Here is a 15,533-nt window from a genome sequence, read left to right as displayed (position 1 = left end):
GAGTGCCTGAAGTGGAAATCAACGTCCAAATTGTACAAGCAAAAAAAACTGTAGACAAACTCGATTTTCATCGAGTTTGTCTACAGTCTGAAGCAGCCTGATGGCTGCTTTTTTTTATTTTAATTGTTGTAGGTATGATTATTAATTATTTCAATATACTGAAAAATCGGATATTTATCTCAGTTTGTAAAAAAAAATTTTAGTAGGTATGCAGCTTGTTATATGTTAATATGGGATAGGAAATGAAAGGGTTTACATTACCAGGGTAAATAAAGATATTTTAATATAATATAAGAGTTATTCTATTTCTCATTTTTCGTAAGAATTCCTTAATTGATTGACCAGAACTTGACACAGCCAACTATGAAATGGAAACAAAGGACCGATGGTGATTGTTATTAAATCGGAAGCCTGTAATGAATTAGTAGTTCGCTTAACATATTAAGTCATGAAGAATGCTAACTAATCACTAAGAGGAGAGATTTTAATGGAAATTTTAAAAGGAACGGCCTTATTATTATTGGTACTTGGTTTATTTTCATTATTCAGTTTTAAAGCCCCAAAAGGGATGAAGGCAATGGGTGCCCTTGCTAATGCAGCGGTTGCCGCTTTTCTAGTGGAAGCATTTCAGCGGTATGTCGGAGGGGACTTATTTAAAATTGAATTCCTTGGAGAAGTAGGGGATGCAGCCGGTAGCATGGGAGGCGTTGCAGCGGCTTCACTTGTTGCATTAGCACTAGGGGTTTCTCCTGTTTATGCTCTTTTACTTGGTGTTTCATGTGCTGGTTTAGGCTTGCTGCCTGGATTTTTCGCAGGCTATCTTGTTGCTTTTCTTGTGAAAGTGATCGAGAAAAAAGTCCCTGCTGGATTGGACTTGATTGTCACCATCCTCATTGCAGCACCGCTCGTTCGGTTTATTGGTGAGCAATTAACGCCATTGGTCAATGCAACGCTTCTGAATATCGGTGGAATCATTAAGGAAACGGCAAACAGTAATCCAATCTTAATGGGAATCATCCTTGGAGGAGTCATCACGGTCGTCGCCACTGCACCATTAAGCTCGATGGCATTGACAGCAATGCTTGGATTGACGGGACTTCCTATGGCAATCGGGGCCCTTGCTGTATTCGGATCCTCTTTCATGAATTTTGTTTTGTTCGATCGCTTGAAATTTGGAGACAGAAGTACTACAATTGCGGTTGCGATTGAACCATTGACACAAGCGGATATCATATCTGCAAATCCCATTCCGGTGTATTCCACCAACTTCATTGGCGGAGCGGCTGCTGGCGTGGTCGTGGCCATGTTTGGTTTAGTGAATAATGCAACCGGTACGGCAACACCGATCGCAGGGTTGGCAGTTATGTATGGTTTCAATGATCCAGTAAAAGTGACGATCACTGCTGGGATATGTGCAGTTGTGGGAGCGACGGTAGGTTTCCTTGGTTCGATCGTATTCAAGAATTATAAGATCAGGACCGTTTCAGAAATAAGGATGAAGGAAGAACAAAAAGCGGCATAATGAATACGGTTAAACAAAACTTTTGCCAGAAAAGGGGCATTACACAATGAAATACAGATCTGCATTCGATATAATCGGTCCAGTCATGATTGGACCTTCAAGCTCACATACAGCAGGAGCTGCCAGAATTGGCAGAGTAGCAAGGACGTTATTCGGAAAGCAACCGAAGAAAGCCATTATTTCTTTATATGGTTCTTTTGCAAAAACATACAGGGGACACGGGACGGATGTTGCTGTCGTAGGCGGGATATTGGATTTCGATACGGATGATGAACGAATCCCTGCTTCTTTAACGATAGCGGAAGAAGCCGGTATGGAAGTTTCCTTTACAATCGAGGATACTGTGACGGATCATCCTAATACAGTCAAAATCAGACTGTTCGACGAAGATAAGGAATTAGAACTTGTTGGGATCTCGATTGGCGGCGGAACGATAGAAATAACGGAGTTGAATACGTTCAAGCTTAAATTGTCAGGGGAAAACCCAGCCATTTTAGTCGTGCATAACGATGTGTTCGGAATAATATCTTCCGTTTCGACAGTACTGGCCAATCATGAGATTAACGTTGGACATATGGAAGTTTCACGAAAAGAAAAAGGTCAAATGGCCCTTATGGTGATAGAAGTCGATCAGAAAATAAAGGCTGATGTCATGAAGGAAATTGAAGGGTTAGAAAACGTGTCGCAAGTCATAAGGATGGTTGAATGATAACCATTAATAGTGTTGGCATAGATATGGAGGTAAAAACATGTTCCGAAATGTAGCAGAGTTGGTTGAACTTGCTGAAAATAAAAATGTAAAAATCGCGGAAATCATGATTTTACAAGAAATGGAGTTCTCAAGCCTGTCGAGGGAACAAATCATTGAAAAGATGGACAGGAATTTGACAGTGATGGAACAAGCGGTGGAAAGAGGCCTGAAAGGTGTGCAATCCGTTACAGGCCTAACGGGTGGAGATGCTGTTCTTTTGCAAAATTATATCAGGTCGGGGAAGGCACTCGCAGGCGATTTATTACTGGATGCTGTCAGTAAAGCTGTTGCGACGAACGAAGTGAATGCTGCAATGGGAATGATTTGTGCCACTCCGACTGCAGGTTCTGCGGGCGTTGTTCCCGGTACATTATTTGCCGTGAAAGAAAAATTAAACCCGACCCGAGCAGAGATGATTGAATTTCTTTTCACGTCCGCTGCCTTCGGATTCGTGGTTGCAAACAATGCTTCCATTTCTGGAGCGGCTGGCGGCTGCCAAGCAGAAGTGGGCTCGGCAAGTGGGATGGCAGCAGCTGCGATAGTAGAACTTGCCGGCGGTACGCCAAGCCAAGCTGCAGAAGCGATGGCGATCACATTGAAAAATATGCTTGGATTGGTTTGTGATCCAGTGGCAGGATTGGTTGAAGTTCCTTGCGTGAAACGTAATGCAATGGGTGCATCCAACGCAATAACGGCAGCTGATATGGCACTTGCTGGCATTACGAGCCGCATTCCATGTGACGAAGTGATCGATGCCATGTATAAAATAGGATTGACCATGCCAGTTGCACTTCGGGAAACGGCAGAAGGCGGCCTGGCTGCGACTCCTACGGGGCGTAGATTGGCAAAGGAAATTTTCGGTTCATATAAATAAACATTCAATCCCATTAACATCAGGTTTGTTAATGGGATTTTTAATTTATCTTAAAAAAAAAACAACGCAAATCCCATCAAACTGCTCATTTTTGAAAATGGAAAAAGGGATTGAGAGGAAGATGGAGGGATTTGGCGTTTATGTACACGGAGATAGAAACAGGTGTTTAAAAATCTGAATTATCAGAGAATATGGAACCACAGCAACTTTGTGAGTTATCTCTTACAATGATAAGATTAGTACGAAATTTACTATGGGAAGGATTGATTATTCATTAATTTTCTCGAATTAACGTACACGTCGGCAATGGAAAAAGCGATGTTTCAGGCTCATGGAATCGGCTATGCATTATATGCTCAAAAACTGGAGCAACGTATAATAGTTGAACAAGAACGGGAACAGGATTATCTACAAAGCAGGCGTATATCAGAGGAGATGAGATCCAATCTTTTTTTGGGAAGTTAATTTCGATCTATGATATCGGATAAAATAAAACGAAATAATCATGAATAAGCGAAAGAGCAATCGAAAAAGATTGCTCTTTTTTGTTTAGTCCTAAAAGACAGGCTATTCATGAATTATTCCATTTAAAAGAAGGAAACAACACGTTTATATAGAATGAACATTGATGAAGAGGAGGATGATCATGGTGGAGAGAAGAACATTGCTGGTTTCGGCATTACCGGGATATGAAGAGGAAATGGGGCGGTGGCTATGGTGTTTAGAAGATGTTCGCCGTACGCTCATTTTGGAACTGACCGGAATCAGCCAAAATATTCTCGATTCGAAAATCGATGAAAGGCAAACGATTGGCTCGATGTTATATCACATAGCGCTGGTAGAGGCAGATTGGTTATACGAGGAGGTCCTTGTTACGGAATGGGATTCGGAAATATCCGCATTATTTCCTTTAGGATGCCGTGCTGAAGATGGCTCCCTGAGCCACATTGAAGGACAGACATTAGAAGAACACTTCTACCGTCTTAATAAGGTACGTGAAGTATTTCTTTCGAACTTTCGCACAATGGACCTAACGGATTGGCGAAAACCGAGGGTACTTGAACAATATGACGTCACACCTGAATGGGTCGTTTACCATTTGATTGAACATGAATCACATCATAGGGGGCAGATTTTTCAATTGCTGAAGAAATTAACGATGGAATGAGAAGGTAAAGAAATGGTTTTTCCACTCCAGTCATTTGCTTTCCACGGGCAGTTCGCCAGTGGGGTCTCCCCTGTATTCGTTTTCCCCACAGGAGTAACCTACCTTTGAAATTCGGGTAGAAACCCTTCTTTTGACAAAAGGGTATTCGGGATGGTCCATGATATTAAAAACAAAACTAGATTATCCTTAGTTACTGGACAGCTTAGTGGAAAAATCATAATTTTTCATCGTGTATTACAGTTTATGGTATATTGGCTAATGTCAAAACGTCAACAAAAGCATGACCAAAGAAAATCTAGGAGTTGATGGAGAAAGAGATAAGGAATGAAGAAATATAAAAAACGAATTTTTCTAGGGGTTGTGCTTTTATGTGCGCTTACGCTTTTATTTGTCTTTAAATACCTGGACAATCAAAAGATCGAAGAACAGGTCCAAGCCCTAATAGATGAAAGCAGTGAGATTTCCGATCTTTATGAGGTTATGGCGGTCAGTGTCCGGACTGACGACAAAACGATCAAAGTTCAAGTGCCAATGGAGGAAAAACGGCAGAATGAAATCGCTCACTCCATGTCCCGGATTGCCCCAAAAAATGGCATGGAGGATTATGAAGTTAAGGTCGTTGCTATAAAAGTCGGTGAGGCCATCGTACATTGACATCTTTAAGAATAAGACATGGTTAGGCTCCAGTGATTTTACTGTAACCCTTTCTAGATTGAAGGAATTTACGACGCTGCTGCCGAATAACGGGCTAAATGAGCCCCACTTGCGGCTAGGAATCTTGGCAGACAGTCGGCGGAAAGTGAGTGGACCTCTGGAATCAACTGGAACGTTTTACAAAGAAAAAACTGTAGGCAAACTCGCTTTTCTTCGAATTTGTCTACAGTCAATTATTTCAGGGCTGATTTATATCATTAATCTATTTGGTGATTATGACCGAATTTCGACCGTAAGACGCTGCTGGCATACCCAATGAATCCTCCAACAATGGCAGGAATGATCCATCCTAGTCCTGCCTCATACATGGGAAGTATTGTAGTGAAGAAATCATTGATGAATGAAATGTGTACACCTGCTCCATTTAATCCATCAAATAGACTAACGATGAATGTTAAAAGTAAGCTGCCTTGATAAACTTCAGGTCTCCCTTTAAATAAAGAATGAAGAAATGTTAAGAAAATCAAAACAATGGCCAATGGATAAATGGCTGTCATTACCGGTACAGAAATGGCAATTAACTGGGTTAGTCCTATATTGGCAATTATTGCACTGAATATGGATAAACTTATCGCAATTGTTTTGTAAGGCAGGTTTGGAAATAGTTTATGGAAGTACGTCGAGCAAGATGTAATGAGTCCTACGCTTGTCGTTATACAGGCCACGGTGATCATTAATCCTAATAATAGCCCGCCATATGCTCCAAAGTAATAATCCGAGACTTTTGCCAAGACAATGCCTCCATTATCCAAGCGTCCAAGTTTCTCAACGCTTGAAGCACCCATATAAGAGAGAGCTGTATAAATGGTAGCAAGGATAACGGCCGCAATGGCAGTCGCTTTTCCACAAACGATCATTATTTGTTTTTGTGTTTTAGCACCCTTTTCTTTAATGGCATTAATGATGATGATGCCAAAAACAAAAGATGCAAGAGTATCCATCGTTAAATAACCTTCTCTGAATCCATTGAAAAATGGTTGAACCATATAGTGCTCGGCAGGTGCTTGAAAATCTCCAATTGGATTAACGAAAGCGACTACCACCAGGATTCCAATGAACGTTAACTTGATGGGTGTCAAAACTTTCCCCACAATTTCGACAATTTTCGCAGGATTGAGCGAAAGAAGGCACGAAACTGTAAAAAAGATGATGGTGAAAATAAGTAAAGGCAGTGGACCTGAATCTTCAGGCAAAAAGGGTTTTACCCCGATCTCAAAAGAAACATTTCCTGTTCTGGGCATTGCGAATAATGGACCAATGGCTAAATAAAGAACGGTTGTAAATACAATACCAAAGACTGGATGGACGCGGCTCGCTAATGATTGTAAGTCATCTTTGCCAGAAAAACCGAGAGCCAGAACACCAAGTAACGGTAATCCTACTCCTGTGACCAAAAACCCTGCATTAGCTGACCAGATATTTGTACCTGCTGATTGACCAAGCATTGGCGGGAAAATTAAATTCCCTGCCCCGAAGAAAAGGGCAAATAACATTAACCCAATCACTACTATAAATGAAAATGGTACTTTATTAGACAAAATAAACCCTCCGAAAAACCAAAATTTGCTATTTTAGAAAATTATTAAATTTTCTAATAATTGAATACGAGCTAATACTAAGACCGTATCGTATTATAACCAAATTAAATTGATATTTCAATATATTTTTTGTTTTTATTATTTACCCTGATGATCCGTGAACCGCCCTTACCTTATTTTGAACATCTAAAAGCTGCTCATACTAATAATAAAGGTGCAAAATTAAAAATTCGCTTAGTTTTTTGTTATTTATTTCAGTGTTTTCAGGTACAGGTGCATGCAATAAGGAAATGGTCAAAGAAAACGGTGAAATGACAAAGAGGGAAATGTAGTCAAATGGGGAGCGGTAGAAAGTATAAATGAAGCCTGGCACAGTAGATTACACATACACCACGGTATCGAGAATTCATCCAAGCTTTATGAGATAGAAGGAGAGCTGATGATAACCATCATAGGAAATGAATGAAAAAAGTCGCCCGTGATTGGAGCAGAGGGGTAAAGATTGACGGTTTAGACAGTGGAATTTAATTGAACTTTGCTGTCTATTTGGCAGGGAACAGTGGAAATTAAGGCGGTGTTGTATAATGGGAGTATTTTTTGAAAAAATACTGGGATTGTTCTTTGAAAAACGGAAACAAAGCAAAAAAGATGTTTTATTACTAATTTGCATATTTGCGCTTTCTTTATTAAATATAGTTGAGTATATCACGGATATGGACTTATTTTGGTTAGCTCACATTGCAGTAGTTGGAATCATTGTTCTAGCGGCATCCATATATTTTGAAGGAAAAAGAAACAAGGCAAGTGATAATTGAACTTTGGTTTCGTTGAGTTGACGTTAGGCTAAAGATGATTGGCTAATCAATAAGGTGAAAAAAATGGCATTAATAGAATGCTGAAATTGGGATTTATGGGCCCGGATGTAGATTTTCTGTAGAAAATAATTTCTTCTCTGGCTAATTACATCATCTCCCAATAACAATTGGCACGTTTAATGCAAGGATAATTAAACTGAATTGTTTTTAGGTAGGCTTCTTGAAAGATCGGGAGCGCGGACATGTTTTTTTCTTATTTATTGAAAATGACTTGGATATGGAATGGGTAGAACTGCTAGTGTATGCCTGGGAGCTAGGGATACCTATAGAAGAAATTGAATCAATCGCACTTTTTGAGACCTGAATAAGGTCTTTTTTATTTCATTTTATAAAACTTCAGAATAAATGCTAGCAGACATATTACACAATTTCACCCGAATTGTGCACTAACGCACGAATCGTACCCGATTGGCCATTGAAGATATCTTGTTCCTGTTTATAATATTACACAGATGCTCATTATTGCACGTTTGTGCAGTTGTTTCAGGGCATTGAATTCTTTATACAAAAGGGGAAAAAACATGAAAAAATCAGTCTTGTTTAAAAATGGTCATTTAAAGATGATGGGTAACCTTTATTTACCATATGGGTTTGACAAAAGCAAAAAATATTCAGGGATTGTTGTTGTACATCCTGGTGGTGGAGTAAAAGAACAGACTGCAGGGGTATATGCACAAAAGCTTTCTGACAAAGGCTTTGTTACGTTAGCATTTGACGCTTCCCATCAGGGTGAGAGCGAAGGAGAACCACGTTTGCTTGAAGATCCGATTGCCAGAGTAGAAGATGTGCGTTGTGCGGTGGATTATTTGACGACTCTCCCGTTTGTCGATCAAGAAAAGATTGGGGCCCTTGGTATTTGTGCAGGTGGCGGTTATGCCATAGCTGCAGCTCAAACTGAACGTCGCATCAAAGCGGTAGCGACTGTAAGTGCGGTCGACATCGGTGCCATGTTCCGAGGGGAAGGTAGCATGGAAACACAATTGCAAACACTTGAGGCAGTTGCGAAGCAGCGTACTGCAGAAGCAAATGGAACAGAAGCGCATTTCCTTACTTATGCACCTGATACGCTTGAAGAAATGGATGAAAATACACCTGTGCTAATGCGTGAAGCTTTTGACTACTATAGAACGCCTAGAGCACAGCACCCTAATTCTCCCAATCGATTCCTATTTACAAGCGTTGACAAACTCATGGCATTCTCGGCATCAAGCCAAATGAGCACCTACCTGACTCAACCTATGTTATTGATTGTAGGAACCGAGGCTGATACACGCAGTTACAGCGAGCAGTTCCATGAATTGTCGAATGGACCAAAGGAATTGTTTTGGGTTGAGGGTGCAACGCATATTGCTATGTATGATATCCTAGAATATGTAGATCAAGCTGGAACTAAGTTAACAGAGTTCTTTGGCAAGAATCTTTAAGAAATAAGAAAGTAGCCTCCTGCGTGTTTTAAAAAAACAGAAGCTTGGTAGCATTAAGAATACAGCCGTTTTCCCAGTCCTCTTGGGAAAACGGCTGTACCTTATAGCACCAGGTTTTTTCAAGAAAGTTTGGTGACTCTCACAATGTCTAACGTGGATAGAAGAATACTCAAATCTCAAGAAGCAATAAAAAATGCTTTTATTGAACTGATGTCTGATAAGAATTTTGATCAGATTACGATACAGGATATTGCCGACAAAGCGAATGTTGGACGAAGAACCATTTACTCTCATTACCTGGATAAATATGATCTGCTGGATAAGCTCATTGAAGAGCATATTAACGAACTAAGAAAACTTTGTGAATCCTCAGCAGAATGGAGTTTTACAGATGCTCTTCTCATTTGGTTTGAATACTTTGAAAGTCATTATTCCTTCTTTTCAATCATGTTGGCAGACAAAGGGGCACCTTTTTTTCGCAGTCGCTTTCTTGAGCTTGTCATCGAGGAAGTACAGAATGAAGTAGATGTGGACAAAGGGAAAAATCAAGGATTAAGTAAAGATGTTATCATTCAATTTTTTGGAGTAGCTATTGTAGGGATAGTAGAATCGTATTTCACAAAGGGAATACCTGATCCACCGCAAGTCTTGGCAGAGCATGTGGGGATTTTGTTAGAGAGGAATTTATAATATATGGGAAAACTTTTGGTATGGGTTACTTGCCCTTTCCGAAAGTTTTTTATTTTGGCTCTTTTCGTAAAGATTGTAGTTTTTAAAACGAAACTATTTAAGGTTGATTGGAGCGGAAGTGCGAGACTCCCACTGCTCCCGCGGAAAGCGAGCATCTGGAGGGGAAATCAACCACACCGCACTACTTAGTAAATAGCAACAAAATATGCGAAAACAGCCTTTATGCTTAATCCAGTTACTGTTTTAATCCTTCATATGAAAAATAACAGCTATGTGAATATAACTTTCACATAGCTGTTATTTTTGGTTATGTGATTGGGCAAACCCCGATCATTTTTGGAACTTCTGCCAAAAACCCTGCTCTCTGATGAAACTTACAATTCGTTTGTTTTTATCCTTTTAATTAACTCTTCAAACCAATATATTGTGTGATCTACTCTGGTCGAAAGATAACCATGCATGAATTCACCAATATTCTTGTTATCTTTGCCTACTTGATCTAGCTCAAAATGATCAAGCTGCTCCCAATTAGACTTGATGGTCTTTACCTTTTTTTCTAATATATTTACTACTTTGTCCCGATCTACATACCTGATGTTGGCTAAACAAACAATCATATCCTTAATTTCATCCGCACTTTCAAATAATTTATAGATTTTTTTGGGTAGTTCCTCGCGCCCCTTAGCCGTAATCGCAAATACTTGTTTATCTGGCCGATGTTCTTCTTTTATCACTTCTACTGGCTCGACTAAACCTTGTTTTACCAATGATTCAAAATGGTAGTACAGTTTACTTTCAGTTAACCCGCCTAGGCGATCCAATGGAATGGGTTCTGAAAGCTGCTTTTTTAATTTATAAGGATAATTTTTATCCTCCATCAGCTTGCTCAATATAAAAATTTGAATGGACATTTTCTACGCTCCTTTAAGAAGTATGATCTCCTTATTGTAGCAAAACCTAAGCTGTGATTTCAGCCGCTTTCTTTTCAACTTCCGTTTCGGGAACCTGTCCTGGCATTGATTTTTGTATAAACGCGACAATGGCCATATTAATTACCATCGAAACGGCACCAACCGCAACCATTGACCAAATGTACGGGCTTGGACTAATGCTGCCAAATAAGTTTGCAAAGTACGCTTGCACCGAATAGTACATCGGTGAAATGTGGCTCATCCATTCATATGGTAAATGCATCATATCACGTGTGATAGTGGCACCATTTGCAATTGTTTGTATTAATAAAATCGGTAGGTTTAAAATCATGCCGCCTTCACCGAATAAGAAGATTAAAATCGCGGTGAAATTAAAACATACCATATAGTTTAGTATTTGTTGACCTACTATACCGAAGAATAGGTCACCACTTGGCTTGTCAATTAAATACGTTACACCTACAGCGATGAGTGATGAAACCACTGCAATCAATAATGCAGTCAATTGCACATAAATGAATAAGCGTGTTTTACTTGCTTTTCCACGGCTGTCCCTAAATGCACCTACTATTTGCATCGCCCCGATCATCGCCCCAACATAACCGGCCATTGTTAAGAACATAGGCAGCATATTATGATTCATGCCATCTGGTATTTCGTTGATTGTAACTACATTTCCTACATAAGACTTCTCAATCTTTTCGGCTAATTCAGCGGCTTGCTTTTCTGGTACATTAAAGTTCAACAATACACCCTGGGCCGTTTGTTGTGAGAATTGTGTGCTTAACTGGTTATTAATTTCAGTTACGACAGCATTCATGGTAGAAGAAACGGTTGTTGGCCCTGCTTCATTGATTGTAAAGTCAATGCTTGATGGCGTTTCACCTTTTTGCATATTCGCAGAGAAGGATTTTGGGATGTGTACGACTAATGCTAGATCATTGTGCTCCAATTCTTTTAAGGCTTGTTTATTTGTTATTTCCGTCTCGATTTCTTTGAAGGGTAAATTTTCTTGTAACTGTCCGGCAATCTTTGCCCCATTTTCACCGGCATCATCATTGATGATGGCGATAGGTAATTTATCGACATTTCCTGGAATGGCCGTATACCCAGGTAAGAAGATGCCTAGCATGGCAACTGCATAGAAAATCCCCATAAAGATTGCCGCAGTTGCACCTCTTGTTTTTAAGAATGCAGTAAATTTCATATGTTGAATCCATCCTTTTGATTTAATTTCAGTATACTCAATTCGAAGTACTCTAATTAGAGTACTTCGAATTGAGTAATTAGTATTCTATTTTATTTTTTTCAATAAGTCAATTGAAAAATACCAACAAAGCAGAACGTTAAATCTTCTACTTTATTGGGAGTAACTATGAATGTTGGATTGCGCTGGTCCAAGGACTATCTTATTGATGACGGAAGCAAGGAGGTTTGTTTTTTTGGGGTCATGGAAGTTCACTAGCGGCATCTTGGCAGGATTTGCAGTACTTGGGATCATGAGCGGAGTATTTACAACAAGCCGAGTCATATTTTAAAATAGCCGGTGCAGCATATCCTCTTTACTTAGCTTGGCAGATTAGTATTCCAAAAGGTTCAAAGAAGGAGTCCAGAAATGTGCAGTCTCCCTTTTTATCAGGTTTCATTCTTCAAATTATCATGTTCTATGTAACCGTATTGAGCGCGTATTTTTACCGTTTGATGGTCACTTAAATTAGTAGCTATCTATTTAGCGTTAACCATTTTCCTGGGGGGATGGCATTGCTTTTGTGGTCAGGATCCGGCTCACTGTTCAAAGATTTTTTTGCTAAACATGACCTTTCATTTCGGTTAATGATGTGTTTGTTATGGATTTACTCTGCGCCGGTACAATTTTTTGTGATTGCCAAAAAGAAGCAACCATGCCTCATGAGCTAACAGGTTTGGCTGAAGATCGGAACTGACTTTAGGTTCTTATAAACTGTAAGCGTAAAAAACTTCCTATTTTATAAACAATGACATTAAAGGAGGCTTTTTTTCATACGATATATTTGGGGTGTAAAAATGGCAAGAGTGAGTTACCGAAGTTCAGACGTTGACTTAATGGCAAGGATGATGAGAGCTGAAGCCGAAGGTGAAGGACTACAAGGAATGTTGTATGTTGGAAATGTAATTGTTAATCGTCTTAAAGCAGATTGTTTAGACTTTAAAGATTTAAGAACCATTTCACAAGTCATTTTTCATGTACAAGGAGGAAATTATTCTTTTGAAGCCGTTCAAAAAGGTAATGTATTTTATCAAAGGGCGAGAGCTGCTGAAAAAAGATTAGCAAAAAAGAATTTGGATTATTGGAGTCAACACCCAGGGAAATATGCTCTTTGGTATTTTAATCCATATGCACCATGCCCTCCAACATGGTACGATCAACCTTTTGCCGGTCAATATAAAAATCATTGTTATTATGAACCAAAACCTGGAACATGTGAAAGTGTTTATACAGGAGCTTAGGCGGTCTAGGGGCTATCATTTCATTTCAAGGAGCTGATCAACAGCTCCTTTTTTTATGCATCAAACTGAGAGTTCAACAAGGAATCGTGGAATTCAGGGCAAAATAAAGGAAATGATGGATTGGTGTTTGGGGGATTTTTAGTGGGGCCATCATATTTTTTGCTTATTTAATCATTGGGTTATTCATCCTCTATATAGTTATTGTAACAGCAGTAAAGAAAGGAATTAACAATTCAAAGATTGGTCAATTTCTTGAAAAAAGTATGGAGTTTAAGAAGGTAAAAGGTCTTTCCTTAATGATGATTTTGAAAATGAAAATAACACGGATTTATAAAAATAAGGAATTCTTATGGGAAATTTATCTTCCCTAAACAGGCGCTTTCCTATATCAAGGAACAGCACACTTATTCAGTGTCTTTCCGAGGGCGACGAAATTGGGCGTAGTACACCTTCCGCTTTTCTGGTTCGGATTCACTATTTTCGATGAAAGCTGTTTTGGTTTCCTCCAGTGACAAACCCTTTAATTTCCGAAGCTTTATTGGTCTCACTCCTGGAAATTTATCAGATATATGTACTTCGAAATCCCCCTGCCTTTTATAAAAGCAAATGCTTCCAAGCCCGATTCTTTCCACTTCCCACAAGGTATATGCAAATTCAATTCGTTGCTGTGAATGAATGAGGATAACTTAGGCAGCCCTTATCCTTCATAGAGGAGAGGAAGTCATGATGGACTGGAGGGTCTTTGAATGATATTGAAGAGATTTTCACATCTTTGGTCGAATAAAGGCATACATTGCCTATTTTATTGTGTTGGGGGCCATTTTTTAGACTTCTTTACACTGGTCGTGCTTCCCTGTAATCAGGAACAAGTGATTTGATCCTTCCAAATAAGGAAGCATCCTAAAATTTTTAAGGTTAAAATGTATACTGAATTCAATCTAGGAATGTAACCTTTCTTTCAGTTGTTGTTGAATTCCTAAGCATTCTAGAGCAGTCGGGAGATCGTGATTAGTTTTTTGAGGGAGGTCAGTTCATTCGAACTGTACTTGAGGTTTGTAGCGTTTTTGAATAAATTACCCCTGTAAAAGCCAGATTATTAACATAGGAAATATGAGTGATAAAAAAGAGGGTCCTGTATGAACCAAGCTGGTGTTAATGAAAAGTATAAGGTATCGCCATTCTATGTGTTATTTATAGTGCATGCCATGCAAACTGGATTAGGCGTGTTAAATTTTCAAAGAGATTTAGCTAAGGCGACGGGAACGGATGGCTGGATCTCCATACTCCTAGCCGGACTGATTGTTCATATATTAATTTGGATTATCTATAAGATTTTCAGTATTGTTCCTGGTGATCTCATATACGCTAATAACCATGCATGGGGTAAGTGGATTGGGAATTTCTTTAGCCTTTTATTCATTCTGTACTTTTTCGCCCTTGGAATGACGATCATAATCGGCTATATAAATGTCATTCATGTTTGGATGTTTGACGAGGTACCTTCTTGGGCATTTGCTTTGGTTTTCCTGATTCTGATTTATAACATCATTGCGGGAGGGTTCCGAACCATTACGGGTATTGCCTTTTTAACTGTAATCGCTTCATACTGGCTTTTAATTGTACCTCTATATGGCTTTAAATACGCGGATTTCATCGGTTTCCTTCCAATATTCGATCATACATTATTGGAAATAATGAAAGGAACCAGAAGTACTTCATTATCAATGCTTGGTTTTGAAATGATCCTGATGTTTTATCCGTTCATCAAAAATGCAAAAACATCACAAAAGTATGCTCATGGAGGAGCCTTGATTACCACGTTTTTGATCCTATTAATTTATTTTGTTTCGACAGTCTTTTATTCACAGAAACAGTTGGTTCTTACCCTTTGGCCAACACTTACATTGACCAGTGTCATTGAATTCCCCTTTATTCAACGTTTCGAATACATAACTATTTCTTGGTGGACCATCGTCATCATTCCCAATATGGTCATTCCTTTGTGGGCGGCCAGCAGGGGTGTCAAGCGCTTATTCAACGTCCAGCAAAAGTATCCCTTATGGGTAATGTCCATAATCATACTGCTCGTCAATATATTCTTTTTCGATGTCGATTCCTTATTTATATTAAATAAAATGATCAATCCATACGGTGTGTGCTTCCTTGTTTTATACTTGCCTCTTCTTTTGATTTTATTAAGTATAAAAAAAAGGCGGAAACGTTTATGACAAATTATCATTTATATAAAAAGGAAAAGAATGAATAATACATTACTCAGTCAAACTTGAAGAAAAGTGAGTTTGACTGGAGTTTTTTTATTTGAAGAAGGTTGCGGGTGATTTCAGAAATCGGCTCCCTTTCCGCCGACTGTCTGCCAAGCCTCCTCGGCGAAAAGCGCCTGTGGGGTCTCGGCAAGCCAGCATTTCGGCAGGAGTGTCGCCAAATTCTTCAATCCAAAACGTTTACCTTATTTGTTTTCTAAACAAGCAATCCCGAAATTCCAGGATGAAGAAACAAAGACACAAAAAAGGAAGAGGAACTACAAAAAAGTTCCTCTC

The 15,533-nt window shown here is 39.1% G+C and carries 15 protein-coding genes; 12 read left to right on the top strand and 3 right to left on the bottom strand.

All coding sequences use genetic code 11. The features are described from left to right. The first annotated feature begins 487 nt into the window (after positions 1-487). From IOC57_RS24275 to IOC57_RS24255, 6 genes are all read left to right on the top strand, one after another. On the top strand, positions 488-1,522 hold the full coding sequence (locus IOC57_RS24275; protein WP_207441097.1) for a PTS sugar transporter subunit IIC: 1,035 nt from the start codon (positions 488-490) through the stop codon (positions 1,520-1,522). A 46-nt stretch (positions 1,523-1,568) separates the two neighbouring features. Further along, on the top strand, positions 1,569-2,231 hold the full coding sequence (sdaAB, locus tag IOC57_RS24270) for an L-serine ammonia-lyase, iron-sulfur-dependent subunit beta (protein WP_207441096.1): 663 nt from the start codon (positions 1,569-1,571) through the stop codon (positions 2,229-2,231). Positions 2,232-2,271: 40 nt separating this feature from the next. Next, complete coding sequence (sdaAA, locus tag IOC57_RS24265) at positions 2,272-3,147, top strand: L-serine ammonia-lyase, iron-sulfur-dependent, subunit alpha (protein ID WP_207441095.1); 876 nt, start codon at positions 2,272-2,274, stop codon at positions 3,145-3,147. A 306-nt stretch (positions 3,148-3,453) separates the two neighbouring features. Then, a complete protein-coding gene (locus tag IOC57_RS26780) occupies positions 3,454-3,612 on the top strand; it encodes a YuzK family famiily protein (protein WP_483862056.1) in 159 nt (52 codons plus the stop codon). A gap of 181 nt (positions 3,613-3,793) precedes the next feature. Beyond that, positions 3,794-4,315: a DinB family protein gene (locus IOC57_RS24260; RefSeq protein ID WP_286185163.1), complete on the top strand. Its 522-nt coding sequence runs from the start codon at positions 3,794-3,796 to the stop codon at positions 4,313-4,315. A 324-nt stretch (positions 4,316-4,639) separates the two neighbouring features. Beyond that, positions 4,640-4,969 carry a YolC/YozM family protein gene (locus IOC57_RS24255; RefSeq protein ID WP_207441094.1) on the top strand — a complete coding sequence of 110 codons (330 nt, stop codon included), beginning with the start codon at positions 4,640-4,642 and terminating at the stop codon, positions 4,967-4,969. A gap of 257 nt (positions 4,970-5,226) precedes the next feature. On the opposite strand, the gene brnQ is transcribed toward IOC57_RS24255, so the two are convergent. Continuing rightward, the gene (gene brnQ / locus IOC57_RS24250) at positions 5,227-6,567 is read right to left on the bottom strand and encodes a branched-chain amino acid transport system II carrier protein (protein ID WP_207441093.1); all 1,341 of its coding nucleotides are present in this window, start codon (positions 6,565-6,567) and stop codon (positions 5,227-5,229) included. 584 nt (positions 6,568-7,151) lie between these two features. Between brnQ and IOC57_RS24245 the strand changes: the two genes are divergently transcribed. From IOC57_RS24245 to IOC57_RS24230, 4 genes are all read left to right on the top strand, one after another. Further along, positions 7,152-7,382 carry a hypothetical protein gene (locus IOC57_RS24245; RefSeq protein WP_207441092.1) on the top strand — a complete coding sequence of 77 codons (231 nt, stop codon included), beginning with the start codon at positions 7,152-7,154 and terminating at the stop codon, positions 7,380-7,382. 220 nt (positions 7,383-7,602) lie between these two features. Then, on the top strand, positions 7,603-7,746 hold the full coding sequence (locus IOC57_RS24240; protein WP_207441091.1) for a hypothetical protein: 144 nt from the start codon (positions 7,603-7,605) through the stop codon (positions 7,744-7,746). Positions 7,747-7,963: 217 nt separating this feature from the next. Further along, complete coding sequence (locus IOC57_RS24235) at positions 7,964-8,866, top strand: alpha/beta hydrolase (RefSeq protein ID WP_207441090.1); 903 nt, start codon at positions 7,964-7,966, stop codon at positions 8,864-8,866. Positions 8,867-9,010: 144 nt separating this feature from the next. Continuing rightward, entirely contained in the window at positions 9,011-9,556 is a 546-nt protein-coding gene (locus IOC57_RS24230; protein WP_207441089.1) for a TetR/AcrR family transcriptional regulator, read from the top strand. Positions 9,557-9,930: 374 nt separating this feature from the next. Here the strand turns inward: IOC57_RS24230 and IOC57_RS24225 are convergent, their stop codons facing one another. Further along, on the bottom strand, positions 9,931-10,467 hold the full coding sequence (locus IOC57_RS24225) for a PadR family transcriptional regulator (RefSeq protein ID WP_207441088.1): 537 nt from the start codon (positions 10,465-10,467) through the stop codon (positions 9,931-9,933). Positions 10,468-10,513: 46 nt separating this feature from the next. Beyond that, positions 10,514-11,695: a YhgE/Pip domain-containing protein gene (locus IOC57_RS24220; protein WP_207441087.1), complete on the bottom strand. Its 1,182-nt coding sequence runs from the start codon at positions 11,693-11,695 to the stop codon at positions 10,514-10,516. Between the two features lie 836 nt (positions 11,696-12,531). On the opposite strand from IOC57_RS24220, the gene IOC57_RS24210 reads away from it, so the two are divergent. Together IOC57_RS24210 and IOC57_RS24205 are read left to right on the top strand one after the other, a co-directional pair. Then, positions 12,532-12,975, top strand: a complete 444-nt coding sequence (locus tag IOC57_RS24210; RefSeq protein ID WP_207441086.1) for a cell wall hydrolase — start codon at positions 12,532-12,534, stop codon at positions 12,973-12,975. Between the two features lie 1,136 nt (positions 12,976-14,111). Continuing rightward, positions 14,112-15,203, top strand: a complete 1,092-nt coding sequence (locus IOC57_RS24205; RefSeq protein WP_207441085.1) for a GerAB/ArcD/ProY family transporter — start codon at positions 14,112-14,114, stop codon at positions 15,201-15,203. Positions 15,204-15,533 lie beyond the last annotated feature (330 nt).

The sequence above is a fragment of the Bacillus sp. SD075 genome (genome assembly GCF_017355165.1).
Lineage (GTDB): Bacteria > Bacillota > Bacilli > Bacillales > DSM-1321 > Peribacillus.
The sequence above is the reverse complement of the archived record's forward strand: the minus strand, read 5'-3'. Positions and strand labels throughout refer to the sequence as shown.

Bases quoted from the DNA above. Each gene is read 5' to 3' on its own strand.
- IOC57_RS24210 (WP_207441086.1), top strand. From the start codon at position 12,532: ATGGCAAGAGTGAGTTACCGAAGTTCAGACGTTGACTTAATGGCAAGG.
- IOC57_RS24205 (WP_207441085.1), top strand. From the start codon at position 14,112: ATGAACCAAGCTGGTGTTAATGAAAAGTATAAGGTATCGCCATTCTAT.
- IOC57_RS26780 (WP_483862056.1), top strand. From the start codon at position 3,454: ATGGAAAAAGCGATGTTTCAGGCTCATGGAATCGGCTATGCATTATAT.
- IOC57_RS24220 (WP_207441087.1), bottom strand. From the start codon at position 11,695: ATGAAATTTACTGCATTCTTAAAAACAAGAGGTGCAACTGCGGCAATC.
- sdaAA (WP_207441095.1), top strand. From the start codon at position 2,272: ATGTTCCGAAATGTAGCAGAGTTGGTTGAACTTGCTGAAAATAAAAAT.
- IOC57_RS24230 (WP_207441089.1), top strand. From the start codon at position 9,011: ATGTCTAACGTGGATAGAAGAATACTCAAATCTCAAGAAGCAATAAAA.
- IOC57_RS24245 (WP_207441092.1), top strand. From the start codon at position 7,152: ATGGGAGTATTTTTTGAAAAAATACTGGGATTGTTCTTTGAAAAACGG.
- IOC57_RS24275 (WP_207441097.1), top strand. From the start codon at position 488: ATGGAAATTTTAAAAGGAACGGCCTTATTATTATTGGTACTTGGTTTA.
- IOC57_RS24225 (WP_207441088.1), bottom strand. From the start codon at position 10,467: ATGTCCATTCAAATTTTTATATTGAGCAAGCTGATGGAGGATAAAAAT.
- IOC57_RS24235 (WP_207441090.1), top strand. From the start codon at position 7,964: ATGAAAAAATCAGTCTTGTTTAAAAATGGTCATTTAAAGATGATGGGT.
- sdaAB (WP_207441096.1), top strand. From the start codon at position 1,569: ATGAAATACAGATCTGCATTCGATATAATCGGTCCAGTCATGATTGGA.
- IOC57_RS24255 (WP_207441094.1), top strand. From the start codon at position 4,640: ATGAAGAAATATAAAAAACGAATTTTTCTAGGGGTTGTGCTTTTATGT.
- IOC57_RS24260 (WP_286185163.1), top strand. From the start codon at position 3,794: ATGGTGGAGAGAAGAACATTGCTGGTTTCGGCATTACCGGGATATGAA.